The organism is Flavobacterium sp. HTF (assembly GCF_003105115.1).
Lineage (GTDB): Bacteria > Bacteroidota > Bacteroidia > Flavobacteriales > Flavobacteriaceae > Flavobacterium.
Map to the genome: position 1 here is coordinate 1 of NZ_QETH01000031.1, position 23,581 is coordinate 23,581.

Consider the following 23,581-nt stretch of genomic DNA (forward strand, 5'->3'; position numbering starts at 1 on the left):
AAGTATTAAATCTATCATTTCTTAGAGTTTGAGATTCCGGATTTATAAATTTAATAACTTTCTATATTTCTAATTTTTTTTATTGGATTTCCAGCCCAAATTTCATCATTCGGAATGTTTTTTGTAACCACACTTCCTGCACCAATTATTGAACGATCACCAATAGTTACGCCCTTTAAAATAATACTATTTGCTCCAATAAAAACGTCATCTCCAATTATGATTGGTGCCGTTTTTGTGCTTTCAAATCCTTTTCTTCTTAATTTGTAATCTATAGGATGAAAATCGGTGTCCCAGATAGCGACGTTTCCTCCAAAATTGCAAAATTTTCCAATTTCTATGCTACTTTCACAAAAAATGGAAACACCCGAAAAACCAGTATCATTTTTAATAATCAATTTTGCATTCTTCTTAACTGCAATTGTCGACTGTTTATATAAGCCAACTAAATTAGATTCTAAACTACTATTAAAAATAACATTATCTCCAAGATGACAAGAGCCGTTATTTACAATTAATAGTTTTCCATTTATTTTAGGCATACTATTAAATGAGACGGCATTAATTCGTAACATCAAAAAATTATAAACAAAGTAATAACTGTTCTTTAAGGCTCTATACGGTACAATAATTATTAATTTAATTATTCTTTTCATTTGATTGATACTATAAATAACAATTAAAAGTCAATTCTGCATTTTTTTTGGCGTCAAATTTTTCTTCTGCAAATTTTCTTGCATTTTCCCCCAACAACGTTCTTAATGGCTTATTATTAGAAAGATTTAAAATCTTTTCAATTGCTTCATTGTTCTCTGTATACAAAAATCCAGTAACATTATTGATTATTAATTCATTCTGGCTGCCAACATTTGTGGCAATTGAAGGAATACCTATTGAGGCTGCCTCAACAATTGCACGCGAAAAATGGGCAGTTTTGAAAGGGCTTATTAACATGTCTGAAGCACAAAGATAATCAGCTACATTAGAAATCATTGGCATGAAGAAAACATTAGAAAAAGCTTTTTCTTTTACTTCTTTTGCATATGGAGTATCATTTTCAAAACCGAAGATGAAAAATTTAATTTTTTTATGAGAAAATAAAGATTCTGCAATATTAATCAAATCTAAAGTTCCATTCGAAGGAGAAACCCTGGCAAAATATGAGACTAGGATTTCATCATCTAAAACACCTAATTCATCTCTTTTTTCCTTTCTAACAGATTCGCTCTTTACATATTCACCTACATTGACAAAATTGTTAATGACTGTAACATCATTTCCATTTTGTACAAATGGAGCAGCATCGTTGTTACTTATTGCAATAAATTTATCAACGGAGCTGGAATTCATTTTTAGCAAGATATTACCAAAAAAATTAGGCAAAAGTGGCTCCCTGACATGTGAAACTACCAAAGTCTTTTTGCTTACCTTTTTTGAAGCCCTTCCAAAATGAAATAAGCAAGTAGTAGTTAAATGAATGACATCTGGCTGTATCTCTTTAATTAATTTTTTAGCAAAAAAGTAGGTTGGGAAATAACCTAAAATATTTTTCAAAAAAATCATAAATGACATTCCTGATACAGTTGTTCCATGAAAAGGCTGATGCCATTTTGAGTCACTAATTAAAACCGGAATTCCCAGTTTTTGAAACATAGGAACAACAGGTCCATTTCGCATTACCCATATAATAACGTCATATTTAGACTTGTCTATACTGTCAATTAGATAGAATACACTTTTAGGTGCACCTCCCATAGCTCCTCCATGATGTATATACAAAATTTTCTTTTTCATAGAATAATTTAGATTTAAAAAACCTTAATATTGATGATCTTATATTATTTTCCTCAATAAAAAATGTTATTGCAACTAATTATAAAAAATCATTTAGATTAGATAAATCTTCGGTTAAAAATAATTCTTTATTCGCTTTAATCTTTTTTAGATCCCAATCCCACCATTTAATTTTTAAAAGATTATCAATTGTAGGCTTATCGAATCTATATTTGATTATTCTTGCCGGAGAACCACCAACAATAGCATAAGGAGGAACATCTTTATTAATTACGCTGTTACTGGCAATTATTGCTCCATCTCCAATGGTAACACCAGATAAAATAACAGAATGGGCACCAATCCAAACGTCATTACCTACTTTAATTGGTCCTTTTGAAACAATGTCCGGATGTTCACCATTAAATATATGTTTCATTATCAAATGAGTTGTAACTCTATTTGTATAATGAGTAAATTCCTGAAAAGAAACATTTCTCGCAATACTGCAGAATGCTCCTATTTCTATACAATTTAATGACGCATAAAAATCTGTATTTGGTCCATTGACAACGCTGTATTTACCAATAGAAACCTTAGCATTTTGAGAAGTATTAATACTAACTCCTGCCTGTATCAATACTTTATCAGCAATATTAACAGTACCGTATATTTGAACATTGTTCAAAACAGCAGATGCAGAAATTTTTGAAGAACTAGAAATTGAGATTAAATTAAATCTTAAAAATCTATTATATATATGGGTATAAACCTTATTGAGAAATAAACTTTTCATTGGTAAAAATTTTAATAGCTTCAAAATAATCCATTTCTTCTACAAGTTTTTCTATTGATGATTCTTGATCTACAATACAATTTTGAATAAATGTAAATAAATTCAATTCTGTAAGTGGGTCAAAATAAAAAGCTCTTTTTTCATCCAAAATCTTCTTAAAAAACTTTTTGCCTATTTTATCTATTACTACATTAACTTTAATATTCATTAAATCTGCTTCCAAAATACTACCTGAAAAATGTGATATATGAGCTGAACACTGAGCCAAAATTAGTGGTAAAGGAAGTCTTGATGCTTTTTCAATTTCTACTCTATCAATTAAATTTTCATTTTTTAATTGTTCATGTAATGTAGAGATTTCAATATCAGTCATTCTTGGATGTAATCTAAGCCACCATGTATATTCTTCTGGGGTATTCTTTATCCCATCAATAATATAAGGATGCAAAACTGGTGTTTGAGTTGTTTGTAAAGTATATAAAATAACCTTTTTATTATCTAAAAAAATGCTTTTATTTTTTAAAAAATTAATCCAAGGATTACCTCCGACAATTACATTGTGGGTTGAATTTTGAGTAAACTTAAAGATATTATTAGCTGAAACTTTATCCCAAGTCCAAAAATAGTCAGGTAGTAATTCGTACCCATCTTGTGGTAATGAGCTAAAATTGTAAGCACAATTAAAATCACTCTGACCGCCATGTTGCATATCTACGGATAAAATATTTCGCTCTTTTGCTGCTAATATCAATCCGTACATTTTACTATTGTAATAACATAAAACAAATACATTCTGAACTTTACTTTTATCTATGACAGTGAGCCATAAATTTTTCCAAGATAAAGCATTATTAAATTCACTTGATATTCTTTCCAAAATTTCACTAGTAGAAATTTTCATCTGGTTTTCGAATTCTTGCATTAATTCGCTAAACCCTTCAAGTTTTTCAAAATCAATATCAATATTCTTATTTTTAAATTTAAAATAATGAATGAGCTTTGTAGCATCAAAAACACGATCCTGACGATAATGAATAGAGCCTTGCATTTTCTCATATTCAAAAATCTTTGATTTATATCCATGTGATTCTAAATAATCCATGATTGGATCAAAATAACGATTGTAGAAAAACTTCTCAAATAAAACTCTATGCCCAAAAAAACCTGAAAATAAAAAATCAATTTTTTTAAACTTTAGCGTTTTTAAGCAAATGAAAGAATACAAAACATTCAATTTCATCAATTTTAAAAAATTGATGAAATACTTTTTTATACTTTTTTGTGCAACTTCTTTTTTCTCGTAACTAACAAAAAAAACAGATGTTTTTATAATTGGCCAAGCTCTTACCCCCTCTATTTTCCATTCTTGTACAGGAAATTTACCTTCAGCATCTTTCAAAAAATATATTAATTTTTCTCTCTGTTCGAACTCCATCCTTAACTAAGCTTTTTATTAAATTTAACTATACATAGAAATATAGCTAATGAAGATATTATAGAGATAAATATTTTTGTAATTATAGAATACTCAACAAATTCATACGCTAAAAATGTCAAAACAATTGTAGCAATAAGCCACCACAATTGATAAAAATTAGTATTATTTATTTCTTTAAAAATTTTATAATAGAACCCTGCATAACCCATATATAGAAAAGCAGCAAAAGTTGTGAAAGCTGCAGCTTTATATCCATAAAATGGCATAAATATTAAATTAAGTACTACATTGATTATTGCAGCTGTCAATGTAAGTTTCCATAAAAAAGTAGTTTTCTCTTTATAAAACAATTTATTTACTGAGCCCAAATACATCGGCCTATAATTATAAGACATGACAATTATGATAGCGAGTGGATAAAGTGTGTTTAACGATTTATTTTGAATCATCAACTGAAAAACTTCTTTCATCCACAGACTAGCTGTAAAAGTTAAAAAAAAGAAAGCAATTTGCATAACAAAGATTAAATCCCTGGCTCCCTTATCATCATTTTTTTTATATTTTTCATTCATCAGTGGCCCTACAGCGTATCCTCCTGCCACACCTAAAGCATTAAATATATTACCAACAGTATAAGCAACATTGTATTTACCGATGTCACTTGTCGAGATTTTTTCAAAATCCATCAATACTTTATCTGAGCTATCTAATAAATATGATGAATAATGATGTGGTATAATTGGCAAACTGACTTTTAGACTTTTCTTTATATGTTTCCATTTAAAATTATAAATAGGAGTAATTTTATATTTCACATTTAAAGGATACCAATAGGATAGATTATTTAAAATACCGACAATAAAATTTGCCCAAAACCATCCCATATATCCCATTTTATAATAGGCAATTAGAATTACATTTAGAGCTACAGTTAAAACACCAAAAAACAGACTCCTCATTGCTATTTGCATTGGCTTCTGATTTAACTGATAGTAAGTTAATCCAACCATAGATGTTTGACCAAAAAAAACAAGCGGAATAATATTTAAAAAAAGTATTAACCATTTATTGGCTGAGGCTTCTGGCGGAATAATAACTAGTACTAATATTCCTAAAATTATAGCATAAATTATATTCCATAAATTTAAAAACCCATAAATTTGGCGCCATGACCACTTATATTGTTTTGGCGAATGGTAAAAAGAGTTAACTAAAACCAAACGAAGTCCCAAAATAGAAAGTACAGAAATTGCTGAAGTATAAGCAGTTAAAAGCCCGTAAACACCGTAATCACTAGACGTTAATTCTTTTGTTATGATTGGTAAAGCTAAAAAACCGGCAATTTTAGAAACTTGAGGAGCAAGTCCATAAATTGCGGTATGAGAGAAAAGCTTTTTTAACATTATAAATTAATATATTAACATTTTTAAATTAAGAACATCGATACTTATTTTTAAAATTAAAGTTTCAATATTGTAAGGATAATCCTTGTATCCTTTTAAAATTGAATTTTAAGATTATTCTTAATTCAAATTATTCTGATTATACTTATATCCTTGATAAAACAAGTTCTCATAAGAATAAAAATAAATCATCATTAAAGCATTTATAGCTTAATATCGATTTTTGCTAATTTTATCGATACGTTTCTTGAAATATTATTCATTTCATAATAATTAAGATATAGATTATCTTTATCATAAAACATAGATGGATAGCTAAAAGAATATTCACTTGCTGTCTCAATATTACCAATTAATTTCCAATTATGTCCTTTATCTGTACTGTATCCAATTGAAAGTGGAGTCCTGTTTCCTGCTGACTTTGAAAAATCAGAATTGGTATTATTCCAGGCAATAAAAAGTATATCTGAATTTTTTTTCTTAAAAATTGTTTGAGGTGAGGCAGGAGATTTTAAATTTGAATATTCAAAAGCCCAGTTTATCCCATTATCATATGATCGGGCAAAAAGTACAGTGCCTTTTTTAGTTCTAATATTTAAAAGTAATTCTTTTTCAGACAAAACTGTTATGCATGGTTCCATTAGTGCATAATTCTTTTTCAAGCGAACAGTTTTCTTCCAGGTAACACCTAAATCATCTGAATAATAACAAAAAACTTTTTGTGAGTCATACGTTTTGAAAATTTCTCCATCTGGAACAGCAACAGGAACCCATAAGCGATTATTTTCGTAAACTACCCTATCATTATTCATTACATAATATCCGGTATTAAAATCATTTATTATTTTGGGAGACCCCCAACTTTTTCCTTGATCAAATGATTCTTTAAAATAGAGATTAATATTACTAGTGCTTTCCTTTGCTGCAAAAAACAATAATAAATGCTGATCCGAAACTTTTATCAAACTAGGATTCGAGACATTAATGGTTGCAATATTTTCTTGTAAAATTTCAGGCTTTGACCAGGTTTTTCCATTATCAGTACTTTTAACACCTATAATTTTGGTGTTTTTACTTAGGTCATCAAAACTTGCCCAACTTACTCCTGCCATATAAAAAGATCCATCGTCTAATTTTATGGTTGAAGAATATGAATATTGTCTTTGCATAAATCCACTTTTCAATACAACAGAATAATCAACATTACTTGGAGACACTTCCTGCGTCGCATCTAATTTTATTGTAACATCGTCCTCTTGTTGTTCAGCTTCACAACTAAAAATCACAAACAAAAACAACAAACGGCAAAAAAATTTTACAGACATAAACATTTCTTTAGAGATTAATAATTTTATATGAAATAAAGTATTTTTATTGATCATAAACTATAATTCCGTTTCGTTCATTAAAATCTCAGCGATCTTAAAATCCACAATGTCATCAATGTCAATAGAAGCTTCTTTGGGCATAACATATTTTGTCATATTCAATTTTTGATACCCTTTTTCTAATAGCTTATCAACTTTAATGACATAAATAGCTCCATTCAATTCATAAACAACAGGACAATCTTGTCTTCTAGTATAAATTCCGTCTTTTGTTTTTTTTAAAATTCCATCATTATTTTCTTCAAACAAAACATAATAAGGATTTGAATCTGTTTCTTTTACTGAAACTATCAATTCTACATTAGAATCAATTAATTGTATTGCTCCTCTTATATGATCACTTTTTCTTAAAGGGGATGTCGGCTGGAGGTAAACAATATATTCGTAATTTATACCAATACTTTTATAAAAATTAATTGCATGTAATAATACATCTTCGGTAGTTGCGGAATCAGATGCTATATCTGAAGGTCTTAAAAATGGAACTTTTAACCCTGAATCTTCAACTATTTTTTTAATTTCTAAAGAATCTGTGGATACACAAATATCTTCACTATCTGAAATTTCTAAAGCCGCTTCGATTGAATAACTAATCAAAGGCTTGCCATTTAAATTTCTTATGTTTTTATTTAAAACTCCTTTTGACCCACCTCTGGCGGGGATTATATAAAGTATTTTTCTTTTTAACATTTTGGCCTAACCTTTAATTTCGTCAATAAAACTTGAAATACAGCTACATATGTAATTTGTTTCAACTACTGACAAACTTACTGAAGATGGCAAACTCATACCCAGTACAGATATATCAGAAGATACTTTTAGATTTTCGTCATTTCCAAACAATTTATAAGGAGGCATAATATGAAGTGGATAAAAAACAGGTCTGGTTTCAACACCTCTTTTACTCAAGTAGTTCATCAATTCTTCTCTCGTAAACGGAGCTTCTTCTTTCACTAAAAAAGTATAAAGCCAATATGAGCTATATGTATCTTGTTTCTCTACAGGTATTTGAAAAAAAGAATACTTACTTAATGTTTCGTTATAAGATTCAGCTAACTTTCTTTTCGCATTTACAAACTCATTTAATCTTTCAAATTGAGCAACACCTATAGCAGCTTGTAAATTGGTCAATCTATAATTGTATCCAACAAAATCATGCCAGTAGCGTCTTTCTTTACTCATACCATGATCTCTAAGAACAGCACCTTTATTAGCAACCACAGAATCTTTAAACAATACCATTCCACCCTCTCCTGTTGTTATTGTTTTATTTCCAAAGAAGCTGAAAGTTGCAGCATCTCCAAATACACCAAGAGGCCTGTTTTTGTATTTAGATCCTAATGCTTCTGCACAATCTTCAATTATAAGTAAGTTATGTTTTTTTGAGATTGCAACAATTTTATCCATGTCACAAGACTGTCCATACAAATGGACTGGCATTATCGCTTTTGTTTTATTTGTAATATGTTTTTCAATATTATCCATATCAATATTAAAAGAATCTCTTTCAACATCAACTAATACTGGTGTAGCACCAGTATAAATAATTGCGTTTATAGAAGCTGCAAAAGTCAAATTAGGTACAAGTACTTCATCTCCTTCACCAATTCCTAATGCATCTAAAGCTAAATGTAAAGCAACAGTCCCATTGCTGACTGCCAAAGCTGAGTAGTTTTCGTGATAATCAGAAAATAATTTTTCAAACGATCTAACATATTTACCTTGAGAAGAAATCCAATTTGTTTTGATACAATCTGTTACATATAACAATTCATTACCTTCAAGAAGTGGTGCAGAAATCGAAATTCTACGTAATTTATTAATTGAAGCGTAATCAACAATTTTTCCTAAATCATCAACTAAAGGAATAACTTTAATCTTATTGTTTATATTATTGAGAATTGTTTCATTGTCTGAATCAACTGATAGTGAAAAAAAGTTAGTATTCATTACATCTTTAACATTATTATCCAGATTCCCATTTAGCAATAAGAATCTTCTAATATCACCATCTGTTAAAACTCCAACCAATTTTTCAAAATCATCAACAATAAATAGTATACCTAAACCTAATTTATCCAGTAATTGAAGGGCGTCCCTCAATTTAGCATCCTGATTTATAATTACATCCTTAACGTCCATTTTCTTTAAGTAATTTTATTTGATTTTTTATTTCATTTACATCTTGAGCTTTTATCTCAAGAACATGAACATATTCTTTAAACTTTTTCATATAAGGTAAAAACCAATAATCTTCCTTTAGTACTAAATTATTGTCTATCGTTCCGTCATTATCGCTATGATGAAATGCTTTTACAAAAGGTTCGATTTTTTCAAACTCTTCTTGTAGATTTATCTGGAGAGTTTTACAACTTACTTTTAGATGAGCTGTATCTAATAGCAAACCTAACCTTGGATTTTTAATATTATCAAAAAGCCAATCTATTTCTGAAAATTCGCAACAAAGCAGAGGGTTTGTTCCATCAAAGTTAAATGGTGCCAAAACATTATTTTCAATTAAGAAATCTACTTTGATTTTATCGGCAAATTCCAAAATTTCGTTTACCGAATCAAGAAATAATTGTTTATGAATTTTCTTATCGTAATTTTCTTTTATGGCAATTTTTCTGCCCAATTCATTTGGGTCCGGATCAATGCAAAATCCAGCATGAGCTGAGAAAAAAGGAGAATTACTTTTTTTAGATAAGCTTAATCCGTTTTTGCAGTGAGCAATAGATTTTGCTCTAATTTCATCATTACTACTTGCTAAATTTAAAACATACGGATCTTTTGGTGCAGGAAAATAATTATGCGGCATTCTGGTTAAAACCGATTCAGAATAAATCGATTCCATATCATCTCTATATGGCATTCCAGAACTAAACTCTAAGTTAAAATTATTTTCATAACAAACTTTTATAATATCTTCTACAGGTTTTCCTATAAAGGCTAAAGAACTGACATATATATTAGATTCCATTATCTTTTTTTCTTTTCATTAAAACAGCATAATTCTTCTCTAGCTTTTTAAATTCCCGAAAGCCATACTTTTCGTACAATCCAATAGCAACTAGATTATTTGTATCTACAGATAAACAAACTTCATTAATACTTTCTGTATCGGCATAATCAAGTAAATAGTTCATAATTAATTTACCTATGCCTTTCCCTTTGTTATTTTCTGAAACTGCTATACCCAACCAAACGACATCTCCTTCTTTATCTAAATGACCATACCCTATTGGCATATCATTATTTAAAACAACAATTGTCAATAAATGATTAGAAATCACCTCTAAAGGCCTGGTACTAAAATACCTAAAAGACTTAACTGAATCACCAATATTCTGAACAAATTGTTCTAAAATGCTGATGTTTTCAGTATTTATTCGCTTGATTATCATATCATCTACCATTCAATACAATTGTAGTCTAATGATTCATCTATAGTCATATCTTTAGTAACTTTTTTTCCAATTACTTCGTCTAACATATTTATAGGAATACCTTTTAGTGGTCTTTTAAAGCCAATATGCTTTTCTGTTATAACTGTTCCTTTTTCAATTGGTGTAACGATAACAAGGCCTCTTTTCATCCCTGCACTGTTTTCAACCTCAATTTTAGAAGGTTTTTTTACTGTACTTCCAAGAGCTGCCTCAATATCTCTAATACCAGATACCATTGACTTAAATTCAACAGGTGTTAATGAACATGAATGATCAGGTCCTTCCATGTTTTTATCTAGTGTAAAATGTTTTTCTATAATTTCTGCACCTAAAGCAACTGCTGCAAAACAAGCAAAATTATTTTCAACGTGATCTGAATATCCCACATTTACATTACATGCTGTTTTAATACTATTCATCGCTAAAATATTTGCATCTTCAATTTTAGAAGGGTAATTCGTTGTACATTGAAGTACTACAATATTGTTATTACCTACACCTCTAATAGCTTCAACACCATTAAAAACATCTGCCATGGTTGCCATACCTGTAGAAAGCAAAATTCTTTTATTGGTTTTTGCCACGTATCTTAAAAAAGGTAGTTCTGTTAATTGTCCCGATGCGATTTTATAAGTATGTACATCTAGTTTTTCTAAAAAATCTAAATCTTCTTTATTGTATGGAGTTGATAAAAAATCAATTTCAAGTTCTTTACAATAATCAATAAGATCTTTATAAACGTCAAAGCCAAGTTCCAGTTTCTTTAACATGTCAAATTGACTTTCGTTTTTATCTGTTACCTCTAATTGATACTTAGCTTTAGGTGATGATTTTGTTACTATTTGCTCAGCTTTGAAAGTTTGAAACTTTACACAGTCTGCACCTGATTCTTTTGCTTCCTTTATCAGTTCTTTTGCAAGTTTAGGATCTCCGTTATGATTAACACCTACTTCTGCTATTATGTATACTTTATTATAAAGTTTATTCATCTTTATTCTATATTAGATATTTATTAAAATCATTCAAAAAATGAACTTTATTATTAATCTGCAATTAATATAGTTTTAAATCACTTGCTACCATTTCTTTAACTAATCCAGCCAAATCATATTTAGGTTCCCAACCTAATTTAGTTTTTGATTTGGTAGGATCACCAATTAGTAAGTCTACTTCTGTCGGACGATAATATTCAGGGTCAACACGAACCACAACTTTTCCTATTTCTAACTGATATAAAGGATTATTACAAGCGGCAACTCTTGCAGTTTCGTTTTCATTCTCGCCTTCAAAAATTAATTCAATACCAACTTCTGCAAAAGCCATTATAACAAAATCTCGAATATATGTTGTAACACCGGTTGCAATTACATAATCTTCAGCGACATCCTGTTGTAAAATTCTCCACATAGCTTCTACATAATCTTTCGCATGTCCCCAGTCTCTTTGTGAATTTAGATTTCCTAAATAAAGACAATCTTGTTTTCCTTTTGCAATCGCAGCGGTAGCCATCGTAATTTTACGAGTCACAAAAGTCTCTCCACGTCTTGGAGATTCATGATTGAACAGAATTCCGTTACATGCATATAAATTGTAAGCTTCTCTATAATTTTTCGTAATCCAAAAACCATAAATCTTTGCTACACCATACGGAGAACGTGGATAGAATGGTGAGTTTTCATCATAAAAACCTTTCTCGTTTTTATTCTCTGCCAATCCACCATAAAGTTCTGAAGTAGATGCCTGATAAATTTTAGTCTTTTTTTCCAACCCTAAGATTCGAACTGCTTCAAGAATACGTAATGTTCCTATCCCATCAACGTTTGCAACATATTCAGGAGAATCAAATGAAACTTTAACATGAGACATAGCTCCTAAGTTATAAATTTCATCAGGTTGAACTTCTTGAATTATTCTAATAATATTAGTTGAATCAGTCAGATCCCCATAATGCAGTTTAAAATTTACATGTGCTTCATGTTGATCTTGATAAATATGATCTATACGCTGTGTATTGAAAGAGGATGCTCGACGCTTTACGCCATGAACCATGTATCCTTTTTCTAATAATAATTCAGCTAAATACGATCCATCTTGACCTGTAATACCAGTTACCAGAGCTGTTTTCATTTTTCTATTTTTTTATTAGGCTAATTCAAGAGTATTTAAAATGATTTTATACTCTATCGCATTATTATAATTTAACTTCTTTATATTTCCCTTCGTTTTCTAAAAACCAATCATAAGTTTTTTGAATTCCTGTTTCCAAATTTACTCTATGTTTCCAACCCAGTTCATGCATTTTAGATACATCCATTAATTTTCTAGGTGTTCCATCTGGTTTTGTATCATCCCAGATAATTTCACCTTTATGGCCTATTATTTGTTGGATAGTGTTCGCTAGCATTTTAATCGTTAAATCTTCTCCTGTACCAATATTATATAAATAATCTGGAAGTTTATTTTCTAAGGCAAAAACAACAGCTTCAGCCATATCATCCACAAACAGAAACTCTCTCATTGGACTTCCACTACCCCAAAGACTTACAGAGCTATTATTATTTAGCTTTGCTTCATGAAATTTTCTTATCATTGCTGGAAGTACATGTGATGATTTTAAATCAAAATTATCATGGGTTCCATACAAATTAGTAGGCATTAAACTAACATAATCTTTATCAAATTGCTTGCGGATAGCCTGACAAGTTTTGACTCCTGTAATTTTAGCTATTGCATACCATTCATTTGTTGGCTCTAATGTATCAGTTAAAAGATATTCTTCTTTAAGAGGTTGTGGTGCTAATTTTGGATATATACATGAGCTTCCGAGAAAAATAAATTTTTCCACATCAGATTTTAATGCTGTATCTATCAAATTATTTTGTATTTGCATATTTTCCATGATAAATTGATATGGAAAATCATTATTAGCTAAAATGCCTCCAACTCTTGCTGCCGCATCGATAACTACATCGGGTTTATGATGCTCAAAAAAATCTTTAACATTATTCTGATCTCTAAGATCTAGATCTTTACTAGAGACACCAATCAGATTAGTATATCCTTTTAATGATAAAGCTCTCCAAATTGCACTACCCACCATTCCGTTATGTCCAGCAATATATATTTTTTTTTCTTTATTCATTATTGTTTTATTATAATTAAATATTTGGCTCTTGAATAATTTAAGATAGTAATCTCTTTACAATTAAATATAGAAAAGTAAAAAAAACCATTGCGCAACCTGAAAGAAACATCACAATTATTTTATTTGCCTTATCATTAGGCAAAGGTAAAATAGGTCTATCTATTACCTGAATTAAAGGAGTATCTTTACGTAATGCAATTTTGGCAAGTTCTGTTTGTTGCACTAATGCTGTTAAAATAGCAGCATTAGCCTGAACATCTACCTGTTTTCTAGAGGAAGGTGTTCTTTTAACATTCATTGCCGGATTCAAATTAAATGTATTATCATCAGCAATCGCTACACCAGTAATAGCACTATTTAAAGCGGTCCGAACAGAATCCGATTGGCGTTTTAAAATATCCATATTGATTTGTGATTTTTTACTTTTTGTAGCTATATAAAACTTAGAAACTTCTTTTGCTAGGTTTTCACAAAACAATTTAGAGAAAAGTTCATTTTTTGAAATTACATCAATACTTATAATTGATACTTTTTTATCTTTTTGATAAACGTCTAAAACATTATTTGAAAGATCTCTATAAATAACTCCCAGAATACTATCCTCTTCTCTTGTATGATAGTCCTTTTTTAATCCAGAAAAAAAATCAATTTTCTTCAATCTTGGATTATCTTTCCATTTTTTTTTCCAGCCTTTATCCTCGATATAAAATTCAGCCAAATTTGTTTGCTTTTTTTCCATATCAATTGGAGCTAAAAGAGCTTTTTCTACCATAGCTCTAGATTTGAAAAGTTCCACAATATTAGATCCCATGAAAATTCCGCCACCAGAACCTCCTATATCTAATCCAAATTGGCTAGCCAAACCTAATGCCCCGCCTAATCCTCCTGAATTACCATCATCTTCAAGAGCAAAAGATAAAGTTGCTATATATTTAGTTTTTTTTGATAATGTGTATGCTAATCCTAAAAGGGCTCCAATAAATCCGGCTAATATAATCAGCTTCCATTTGGTTAGAAAATATCTGTACCATTCTTTGCATTTTTCAATCAGTCCTGTTAAAGATATTTCAGCATCTTCTTTATAATTTTCCTGCATAAAATTAAATTTATTTAAAAGCTGTTATGATTAGCAATGCCAAACTTGTCAAAACACTTCCGATACCAACCCATTCACCGGTAGTTAAATTTTTAGTCTCCGGTTTTTCAGGAACAACGATTTGTGAATCAGCTTCTACACGTGGATAGCTCCTAAAAAATAAAAATGATTTAGTAACATCAGCTTTTCCATTTGGGTATATGATATACGATTTCTTTTTCCAACCTTTATTGTCAACTCCTCCAACGGCGTTTATGTAGTATTTGAAGTTTTTCCCTCTCCTATATGGAATTTCTGAAGTTAACAAAACGTTCCCAGTAACTTTTACACCTTCGTTGTATACTGCTACTTCAATTTCATCACCTGGAAACAATGTTACATTAGAGTAATGATTTTTATCCTTAATGATTTTTTCCCAATTAATAGGAATTGTAGAGAATTTTATTTCTTTTTTAAGTTTTTCAGCCAAACTATCTTTATTAGACAAATTTAAATCTATGCTTTCAATTTTATCTATTTCTTCCTGTTTGATAGGCCTTTTAATTTTCATACCCTCAATATTTGCAATTGAGGTTAGACCACCTGCTCTCATTACAATATTATATACATTTTCTTTTTTGTTTGCTAAAACATATTTCCCAGGATAAGTAACTGCTCCTGATATTTTAACCATTTCAGGCTTTTCGTAAACAGCTATTCGTCGGATATTAATAACGTCAAATGGTTGCAAAATAAAATTTTTAACCTGTTCATTATTATCAGTAGTAATTTCAAGTTGTAATAACTCAATACGTTTAGGATCTCCATCTTTTATTTCATCAGATTTAAACATTCTTGCTATTTCAACTCTTTTTGATGCCGATCCAGTTAAACCCCCAACTTGTACAATTAAATCATTTAAAGTTATATTTTCAAAATAATCATAAGTTCCTGGATTTTTTACTTCACCATCTATCGTTATTTTATACTCTTCTCTGAAATCAAGAATAGAATAAACGGTAAGAATATCTTCTCTTTTTAATTCTATATCTGCATTTACATCTTCTGATAATGCTGCACTTAAATCAACATTTACAATTTCAGTTGTTAAATCAGATTTCAATCTTATAACTCTGGCTCTTTTAACATATGCATCTTCTTTAAGTCCCTCAGCCCTGGCAATAAAGTCAGATATTTTCATTCCTTCAATAAAAGAATAATAACCCGGTCTAAAAACAGCCCCTTCAATTTTAATTCTATTTTCATAGCGACTTAAGATTCGTGTCACTGTAAAAACATCTCCTGACTTAGGGATATAACTATTAAAATCATTTTCATTTATATCATGAACTTTATATTCCTTATTCGTTTTTTGCTCAACATTTACAGATCCTGTATAAGCAAATTCATTAAAACCGGAAGCAAAGTTTAATAAATCAGAAAAAGTCTCTCCATTTTTTATCTCAAAAATACCTGGACGTTTTACTTCTCCATTAATAGTTACTCTTTGACTATATGCAGGAATTCGTATAACATCATTATCTTTTAGACTAACATTGTCAGACTGATCTCCTTTTACTAAAAATCTATAAATATCTATGTTTTTAAAAACTTTATTATTCCTAATTAATTCAATATTTCTATAACTCCCATTTTTACCAGGGCCACCTGCTAAGTGCAAAGCATTATAAACTGTAGCCAATGATGAAATTGAATAATTACCTGGCTGCTTACCGCCAACAACTGTTATTTTTATAGTACGTATTTGATCTAAACTGACACTAACTTGTGATTGTCCTGATCGAACAGTACTGTAAACTTTTGCAATAGCAGCTTTGATTTTTTGTGTCGCAGCTTCAACAGTTATTCCTGAAACTGAAATTTGCCCAACATATTGAATTGTAATTTTTCCTTCAGCTGTTACAGATGCACGAGTATTAAACTCTTGAACGCCATATATATTAATTTGTAATATATCTCCCGGTCCTAATATATAATTCATTGGAGTCGCCAATTTTAAATCTGGCTCAAAATTCAAATTAGGATTATCAAATAATTCTGATCCAAAAATTAATGCATTTGCAGAATCTTTGACTTTATTATTTGTAATTACATCTTGGGTTCTCCCAAATTGAGAATTATTTTTATTTGAGTTAGATTGAGAATTATTATTTTCGGATGTATTCGATAAATTATTTAATCTGACTCTCAATTTATTAAACTCATCTTGGCTCATTCCTTTAGATATAGCAACAGGTTCAGCTTGATCTACACTCATGTTATTATTATGCAATTGTGTACTGATTCTAGAGATATCATCATCTGACAAGTTATCTACTTTTACAGTACTTAAATCTTTCGATTTAAGTATATCCTGAGCATTAATCCTAAAGGATCCTAAGAAAATAAAAAGAATAGTGAGAACGTAAATTATTTTTTTCATATGTAATATTTTTTTTTATCAAATTTAGATTTAAATAAAAAATTTATGAATATTGTTTTTTGTAGTAATCCATATATGAGCCTGATGTCACGTTTCTTAACCAATCATCATTACTAAGATACCAATCAATTGTTTTTTCTAATCCTTCTTCAAAAGTTACAGATGGTTTCCATCCTAATTCTCTATTTATTTTTGAAGCATCTATTGCATAACGTAAATCATGGCCAGGTCTATCTTTTACATAAGTAATCAATTGTTCAGAAGTCCCTTTAATTCTTTTTAATTTTTGATCCATAATTTGGCATAACAATTTTACCAAATCTATATTTTTCCATTCATTGAATCCTCCTATATTGTAGGTTTCATGATTTTTGCCTTCATGGAAAACTAAGTCTATTGCAGCAGCATGATCTTCTACAAATAGCCAATCACGTGTATAATTTCCATCACCGTATACTGGTAAAGGTTTGTTATTTATAATATTGTTTATAAAAAGCGGAATCAATTTCTCAGGAAAATGATATGATCCATAATTATTTGAACAGTTTGTTAAAACATATGGAAGCCCATAAGTTTCTCCGTACGCTCTTACAAAATGGTCAGAGCTTGCTTTTGAAGCAGAATAAGGAGAATTTGGATCATATGGTGTTGACTCAGTAAATAATCCTTCAGTTCCCAGGGAACCATAAACTTCATCAGTACTTATGTGATAAAATCGTTTATCTTCAAAATTATCTTTCCATTGACTTTTAGAAGCATTCAATAAATTCATTGTTCCGATTACATTTGTTTTCACAAATGCTAATGGATCTTCAATTGAGCGGTCTACATGAGATTCTGCGGCCAGGTGCAAAACTCCATCAAAATTATGAAGTGAAAAAAGCTCATTTATAAAATTTTCATCAACAATATTCCCTTTTATAAAATTATAATTAGGTCGATTTTCAACATCCTTAATATTTTCTAAGTTTCCAGCGTAAGTTAAAGCATCTAAGTTATAGATTTGATATTCCGGGTATTTATTGACAAAACGTCTTACTACATGTGACCCGATAAAACCGGCACCTCCAGTTATAAGAATTTTTTTCATTTTTTAATTTAGTAAATCAGAATTCTGTTTTTCAAGCTCACTGTATATATCCTTTACATTTTGTGAACTTTCTTTGTGTAGTATTAGGTTGGCCGTATCAGTATAAACAAAAATAGTATCTTGCAATCCTAAAAATGTGGTATGCTTTTCACATCCGATAACCATATTTCTATTTTCATCAACACGATGGCCTTTTGAAACCAAATAATCATATACAGATTCAAAAGAACCTAAATCAGACCATGCAAATGAAGCTGGTACAACCTTAATTTTTTTACTGCGTTCCATTACAGCATAGTCAATACTAATTGATGGAATTTCCATTGATAAATCTAAATTCAAAAACCCATCTTTGCTGGATTCCCAAACAGCTTTTGATTTTTCGTAAACATCTGGTTGAAACTGTTTCAATTCATCAAGTAAAACTCCCGCTTTAAAACAAAACATTCCGCTATTCCATAAAAAATTACCTCTTGCAATAAATTCCTTTGCAGTAGTTTCATTTGGTTTTTCACGAAATGAAATCACTTTGTCTCCTTTTGATTCTATATAACCATATCCAGTTTCTGGTTTTGTCGGGATAATCCCGAAAGTTACAATATTACCATCCTGCGCTTTTGATATAGCTTCATTTATAGCTTGATTGTAATTATCCATCTTGTCAATAATATGATCTGATGGAGTTACGATTAATATATCTTCAGGATCAGAAGCAAATGCCGCAAAAGCAATTGCTGCTGCAGTATTTCTTGGGGTAGCCTCAACAATATTAATGTAAGAAGTTTGTGTTTTGTCCATCACTTTACCGCTCAAATGATGGTTATCAACATTTCCTACCACCATAACTTTGTTGGCTAAATGACTATTTCTGTCTACAGTCATTTCAAACAAAGATTTTCCTTCAAATATCTCCAGATATTGTTTAGGTTGGCTTTTACGTGATAGTGGCCAAAGCCTGCTTCCAACACCTCCGGTTAGAATTACATGTATAATTGAATTATTTATTTTCATATTTACTTTAAATTTAAACAAAAAAGTTTTAGTAAACTATAATCTGTTATCAGCTATAGTACCTAAAACTCCTTTTACATCATATAATAAACTATTTGATTCTTGTAGCTCAGAAAAATTAAGTTTTAAAAATTCTTTGTGAGCAACACCCAATACAATAGCATCAAATTTTTCTTTTGGAACAGAATCTGTAGTTTTCAATTTATATTCTTTTTTAACTTCTTCAATGTTAGCTAAGGGATCATAAATAGTAACTGTTATTCCGTATTCTTTCAATGCTCTTACAACATCTACAATTTTTGTATTTCTGACGTCAGGACAATTTTCCTTAAAGGTAATACCCAGCATCAAAAGATTTGCACCATTTACAGAAATTCCTTTTTTGATCATCAACTTTACTACCTGAGAAGCAACATATTCTCCCATGCTGTCATTTAAACGTCGGCCTGCCAAAATTATTTCAGGATGGTATCCAAATTCCTGTGCTCTTTGTGCTAAATAATAAGGATCAACACCAATGCAATGACCTCCAACTAGTCCAGGTTTAAATGGTAAAAAATTCCATTTTGTTGACGCTGCTGTTAGTACTTCCTGCGTATCAATATTCATTAAGTTAAATATTTTCGCCAATTCATTAACAAAAGCAATATTAATGTCGCGTTGGGAGTTTTCTATAACTTTGGCTGCTTCAGCAACTTTTATTGAGGGTGCTAAATGGGTTCCAGCTGTAATAACAGATTTATATAATTCATCAACTTTTAAACCAATTTCAGGAGTAGATCCTGAAGTCACTTTTAAAATTTTTTCTACAGTATGTTCCTTATCTCCCGGATTAATTCTTTCCGGGGAATATCCGGCAAAAAAATCTTCATTAAATATCAATCCTGAAACTCTTTCTAAAACCGGAACACATTGTTCTTCAGTCACACCTGGATACACTGTAGATTCGTAAATTACAATGTCTCCTTTTTTCAATATCTTACCTACTGACTCACTTGATTTGTATAATGGAGTTAAATCCGGACGATTGTTTTTATCTACTGGGGTCGGAACCGTTATTATAAAGTAATTACAATTCGCAATATCGTTTAAAGATGTAGTACAATATAAACCAACTTTACCTTCATTATTTTCAACCAGTACATTTTGCAAAGTATCGTCATCGATCTCTAATGTAGTATCTGTTCCGGATTTTAAAGAACTTACTCTTGATTGGTTAATATCAAAACCTACAACAGGATATTTTGTCGCAAATAACCTGGCCAAAGGAAGCCCTACGTATCCTAAGCCAATAACTGCTATTTTTATATCTTTATTCAATTTATGTTCTTTTTTTTAATTCGGTCACTAAAAATCACGGCTTCGCCTCTCTCTGTCACATGCTGTGGCACAGATATCTGGAGATTGAGTTTTTGGCAAATATAACACATTAAGTCAATAAATTCAATACAGTTTCCTGTAGAACTTAAAAAGAAAATTCTTAAAAGTTGTAAATCTTCACCAAACATTTACAAATCAGTTAACAAAGAAATTATTTACAAAAAAATAAAGAATAAAAAACACTAACAAGTGAATTTTATTCTTTATTAAATTAAAATATAGAAATTCAAAACTTTATTTATATTTAATTTTTAACACACAACCAAGAGATTCTAAAACCAAAATATAGTGTGTATTTGAAACTTCCTGAACAATTGCATCCTGATTACTAAAAACCCCTGAATCTAGTTTTATTCTGTCTCCAACCTGCATTGTTGTTACTGAGATTTCACTAACATTTGATGCGTTGAGATTTCTTTTTATTATATCAATTTCTTCATCTCTGACAATTGCTGGTTTTCCCAGCCAAAATAAATAACGAACTATACCTGCTACTTGAAAAACTGTATTTCTATCGTTATCAGCCAACTGAACAAAAACATATGAATTAAAAAGCGGTACTTCAACTTTTTTCTTTCTGTCTGACCATTGTTTTACCTGAGTAACCAATGGACAATAAGACTCAATTCCTATTTGTTGAAGTTTTTCTGCAACTTTTTTCTCCCATTTGGGCTTAGTATAAACCACATACCAATTCATATGTTTTTATATTGAAATAAAATTTTTAAATCCCTATTCATTGTATTCTTTTCTAAACAAAATTTAAATCAATATTAATACGAACTAAGAACCTATTCCTTTGTAAATAAATCCAATTAATTCTAATTCTTGTGAGTTTAATATATTCCTTCCATCAAAAATGAAGGCAGGTTTGTGCATTGAGTCATAAATTTTTTTCCAGTCATACGTTGTAAATTCATCCCATTCAGTAAGAATTGCTACAGCATGAGCCCCTTTGCAAGCATCATAAGAATTATCAAACGTTAAAATAGCTTCTTTATTTTCTACATCCGATCTTGTTTCTAAATAATTTAAATCACTCAGTATTTTATTTCTTGAAACTTTAGGATCATAAACCGAAATTTTAGCCTGTTCGTTAATCAAATCATCGGCCACATATATAGCTGCGGACTCACGGGTATCATTAGTATCTTTCTTAAATGCCCAACCTAAAAAGGTGATTTTTTTATCGGCAACGGTATTATATAATGTTTGAACTATTTTATTTGAAAATCTTCTTTTTTGATGATCGTTCATAATAATAACCTGTTCCCAATAGTCTGCTACTTCACTTAAACCATATGTTTTTGCTATGTAAACTAAGTTTAAAATATCTTTTTGAAAACAAGAACCTCCAAACCCTACAGATGCTTTTAAAAATTTAGGGCCAATTCGGCTATCCATACCTATTGCTCTTGCCACTTCACTGACATCAGCTCCCGTTTTTTCACACAATTCTGACATTGCATTTATTGATGAAATACGTTGTGCTAAAAATGCATTGGCTGTTAGCTTAGATAATTCTGACGACCAAACATTCGTAGTTAAGATTTTATCTCTGTCTACCCAATTTGCATATACATCAACTAAAGCATTAATCGCAATTTCTCCTTCTGTAGTAGTATCTCCACCTATTAAAATTCTGTCCGGATTTAATAAGTCTGTAACTGCAGTACCTTCTGCTAAAAATTCAGGATTTGATAAGATTTGAAACTGAACACCATTACCTGTGTTATCCAAAATACTTTTTATTGCCTCAGCTGTTCGAACTGGTAATGTTGATTTTTCTACTACAATTTTATTTTGTTTGGCAACTTTTGCAATTTGTCTTGCGCATAGTTCGATATATTTTAAATCTGCGGCCATACCTTTCCCTTTTCCATAGGTTTTGGTTGGTGTGTTTACAGAGATAAAAATTACCTGAGCCTCATCAATTGCTTTTTCTACTTCAGTAGAGAAGAAAAGATTTCTTCCTCTTGCTTCAGCAACAATTTCTGAAAGTCCCGGTTCATAAATTGGAATATTGTCTGTATTTGGGTCATTCCAATCTTTAATTCTTTGTTCGTTCAAATCGACAACAGTCACTTGAATATGGGGGCATTTTTGAGCTATCACTGCCATTGTTGGACCACCAACATATCCAGCTCCAATACAGCAAATTTTTGTAATTTCCATTTAATTTATTATTAATCTTAAATTTATTTTTATTTCAAGTTATTCCAATACCAGCTTACAGCTTCTTTTAACCCTTCCTGTAAAGAGTATTTTGGATCATATCCTAACATTTTTTTTGCCTTATTAATACTAGCCAATGAATGTGGAATATCACCTGCTCTATTAGCGCCATATATAATTTCAACTTCTGCAATTTTTGGATCAAATTCTGCTAAATACTTCTTCAAATATCCAACCAAATCATTTAATGTATTTCTGTCTCCAAATGCTGTATTATAAACTGTATTTATGGAATCGGCATTTTGACTTGTTACAGCCAATTCGTTCATCTGAATTACATTATCGATATAAGTAAAATCTCGTGAATAGTTTCCGTCACCATTTATAACCGGGCTTTCATAATTCATAAATTGCATAACAAACTTAGGAATCACTGCAGCATATGCTCCATTTGGATCTTGCTTTCTTCCGAAAACATTAAAATAACGCAGCCCAATTGTTTCTAATCCATAAGTTCTGCTAAAAATCTCAGCATACAATTCGTTCACATATTTTGTAATGGCGTATGGAGACAATGGTTTCCCGATCACTTCTTCAACTTTTGGTAATCCCTCAGAATCGCCATAGGTAGAAGAACTTGCTGCGTAGACAAAACGTTTTATCTTAGCATCGCGTGAGGCAACCAGCATATTTAAAAATCCGGAAACATTGACGTCATTTGATGTTATGGGATCATTTATAGATCTCGGAACTGAACCTAAAGCAGCCTGATGCAAAACATAATCAACTCCTTCAACTGCCAATACACAATCTGCAACATTACGAATGTCTCCTTCAATCAATTTGAAATTTGGATTTTCTATAAAATCTTTCAGGTTATGACGGTGTCCTGTTGAAAAATTATCTAAACAAATTACCTTATGACCTAATCCTAAAAAATGCTCGCATAAATTTGAACCAATAAAACCGGCTCCGCCTGTAACTAGAATTTTATATTGATCTGAAATTTTCATGGCCA

General features: G+C 30.3%; 21 protein-coding genes. All 21 read right to left on the minus strand.

The window, feature by feature from the left end:
* Positions 1–50: 50 nt before the first annotated feature.
* The 21 genes from DCO46_RS11255 to DCO46_RS11360 all read right to left on the minus strand — a co-directional run bounded on the left by DCO46_RS11255 (position 51) and on the right by DCO46_RS11360 (position 23,576).
* Positions 51–656, minus strand: a complete 606-nt coding sequence (locus tag DCO46_RS11255) for an acyltransferase (RefSeq protein WP_116752652.1) — start codon at positions 654–656, stop codon at positions 51–53.
* A gap of 10 nt (positions 657–666) precedes the next feature.
* On the minus strand, positions 667–1,794 hold the full coding sequence (locus DCO46_RS11260) for a glycosyltransferase family 4 protein (protein ID WP_116752653.1): 1,128 nt from the start codon (positions 1,792–1,794) through the stop codon (positions 667–669).
* A 79-nt stretch (positions 1,795–1,873) separates the two neighbouring features.
* Positions 1,874–2,569: a CatB-related O-acetyltransferase gene (locus tag DCO46_RS23225; protein WP_243416298.1), complete on the minus strand. Its 696-nt coding sequence runs from the start codon at positions 2,567–2,569 to the stop codon at positions 1,874–1,876.
* Positions 2,547–4,004 (minus strand): hypothetical protein, encoded by a 1,458-nt coding sequence (locus DCO46_RS11270; RefSeq protein WP_116752654.1) that lies wholly within the window; start codon positions 4,002–4,004, stop codon positions 2,547–2,549. The genes DCO46_RS23225 and DCO46_RS11270 overlap by 23 nt, the downstream gene beginning before the upstream one ends.
* A gap of 2 nt (positions 4,005–4,006) precedes the next feature.
* A complete protein-coding gene (locus tag DCO46_RS11275; RefSeq protein ID WP_116752655.1) occupies positions 4,007–5,410 on the minus strand; it encodes a lipopolysaccharide biosynthesis protein in 1,404 nt (467 codons plus the stop codon).
* A gap of 203 nt (positions 5,411–5,613) precedes the next feature.
* Positions 5,614–6,792 (minus strand): sialidase family protein, encoded by a 1,179-nt coding sequence (locus DCO46_RS11280; protein WP_116752656.1) that lies wholly within the window; start codon positions 6,790–6,792, stop codon positions 5,614–5,616.
* A 3-nt stretch (positions 6,793–6,795) separates the two neighbouring features.
* Entirely contained in the window at positions 6,796–7,488 is a 693-nt protein-coding gene (locus DCO46_RS11285; RefSeq protein WP_116752657.1) for a cytidylyltransferase domain-containing protein, read from the minus strand.
* A 6-nt stretch (positions 7,489–7,494) separates the two neighbouring features.
* Positions 7,495–8,940, minus strand: coding sequence for an aminotransferase class I/II-fold pyridoxal phosphate-dependent enzyme (locus DCO46_RS11290; protein ID WP_116752658.1), 1,446 nt, complete (start codon positions 8,938–8,940; stop codon positions 7,495–7,497).
* Entirely contained in the window at positions 8,930–9,778 is an 849-nt protein-coding gene (locus DCO46_RS11295; protein WP_116752659.1) for a TIM barrel protein, read from the minus strand. Before DCO46_RS11295 ends, DCO46_RS11290 begins: the two co-directional genes overlap by 11 nt.
* Positions 9,768–10,214 (minus strand): GNAT family N-acetyltransferase, encoded by a 447-nt coding sequence (locus DCO46_RS11300; protein WP_116752660.1) that lies wholly within the window; start codon positions 10,212–10,214, stop codon positions 9,768–9,770. The genes DCO46_RS11295 and DCO46_RS11300 overlap by 11 nt, the downstream gene beginning before the upstream one ends.
* A complete protein-coding gene (gene neuB / locus DCO46_RS11305) occupies positions 10,208–11,233 on the minus strand; it encodes an N-acetylneuraminate synthase (RefSeq protein WP_116752661.1) in 1,026 nt (341 codons plus the stop codon). Before neuB ends, DCO46_RS11300 begins: the two co-directional genes overlap by 7 nt.
* A 64-nt stretch (positions 11,234–11,297) precedes the next feature.
* The gene (gene gmd / locus DCO46_RS11310) at positions 11,298–12,371 is read right to left on the minus strand and encodes a GDP-mannose 4,6-dehydratase (RefSeq protein ID WP_116752662.1); all 1,074 of its coding nucleotides are present in this window, start codon (positions 12,369–12,371) and stop codon (positions 11,298–11,300) included.
* A 64-nt stretch (positions 12,372–12,435) separates the two neighbouring features.
* Positions 12,436–13,386, minus strand: a complete 951-nt coding sequence (locus DCO46_RS11315; protein ID WP_116752663.1) for a GDP-L-fucose synthase family protein — start codon at positions 13,384–13,386, stop codon at positions 12,436–12,438.
* Between the two features lie 40 nt (positions 13,387–13,426).
* Positions 13,427–14,485, minus strand: a complete 1,059-nt coding sequence (locus tag DCO46_RS11320; RefSeq protein ID WP_116752664.1) for a lipopolysaccharide biosynthesis protein — start codon at positions 14,483–14,485, stop codon at positions 13,427–13,429.
* A gap of 10 nt (positions 14,486–14,495) precedes the next feature.
* Positions 14,496–16,907 carry an SLBB domain-containing protein gene (locus DCO46_RS11325; protein WP_116752665.1) on the minus strand — a complete coding sequence of 804 codons (2,412 nt, stop codon included), beginning with the start codon at positions 16,905–16,907 and terminating at the stop codon, positions 14,496–14,498.
* 43 nt (positions 16,908–16,950) lie between these two features.
* Positions 16,951–17,997 (minus strand): dTDP-glucose 4,6-dehydratase, encoded by a 1,047-nt coding sequence (gene rfbB / locus DCO46_RS11330; protein WP_116752666.1) that lies wholly within the window; start codon positions 17,995–17,997, stop codon positions 16,951–16,953.
* Positions 17,998–18,000: 3 nt separating this feature from the next.
* A complete protein-coding gene (locus tag DCO46_RS11335; protein WP_116752667.1) occupies positions 18,001–19,008 on the minus strand; it encodes a mannose-1-phosphate guanylyltransferase in 1,008 nt (335 codons plus the stop codon).
* Between the two features lie 36 nt (positions 19,009–19,044).
* A complete protein-coding gene (locus tag DCO46_RS11340; RefSeq protein WP_165828924.1) occupies positions 19,045–20,328 on the minus strand; it encodes a nucleotide sugar dehydrogenase in 1,284 nt (427 codons plus the stop codon).
* A gap of 294 nt (positions 20,329–20,622) precedes the next feature.
* Positions 20,623–21,087, minus strand: coding sequence for a UpxY family transcription antiterminator (locus tag DCO46_RS11350; RefSeq protein ID WP_116752669.1), 465 nt, complete (start codon positions 21,085–21,087; stop codon positions 20,623–20,625).
* 84 nt (positions 21,088–21,171) lie between these two features.
* Complete coding sequence (locus DCO46_RS11355) at positions 21,172–22,563, minus strand: UDP-glucose 6-dehydrogenase (RefSeq protein WP_116752670.1); 1,392 nt, start codon at positions 22,561–22,563, stop codon at positions 21,172–21,174.
* 29 nt (positions 22,564–22,592) lie between these two features.
* Positions 22,593–23,576 carry an SDR family oxidoreductase gene (locus tag DCO46_RS11360; RefSeq protein WP_116752671.1) on the minus strand — a complete coding sequence of 328 codons (984 nt, stop codon included), beginning with the start codon at positions 23,574–23,576 and terminating at the stop codon, positions 22,593–22,595.
* Positions 23,577–23,581 lie beyond the last annotated feature (5 nt).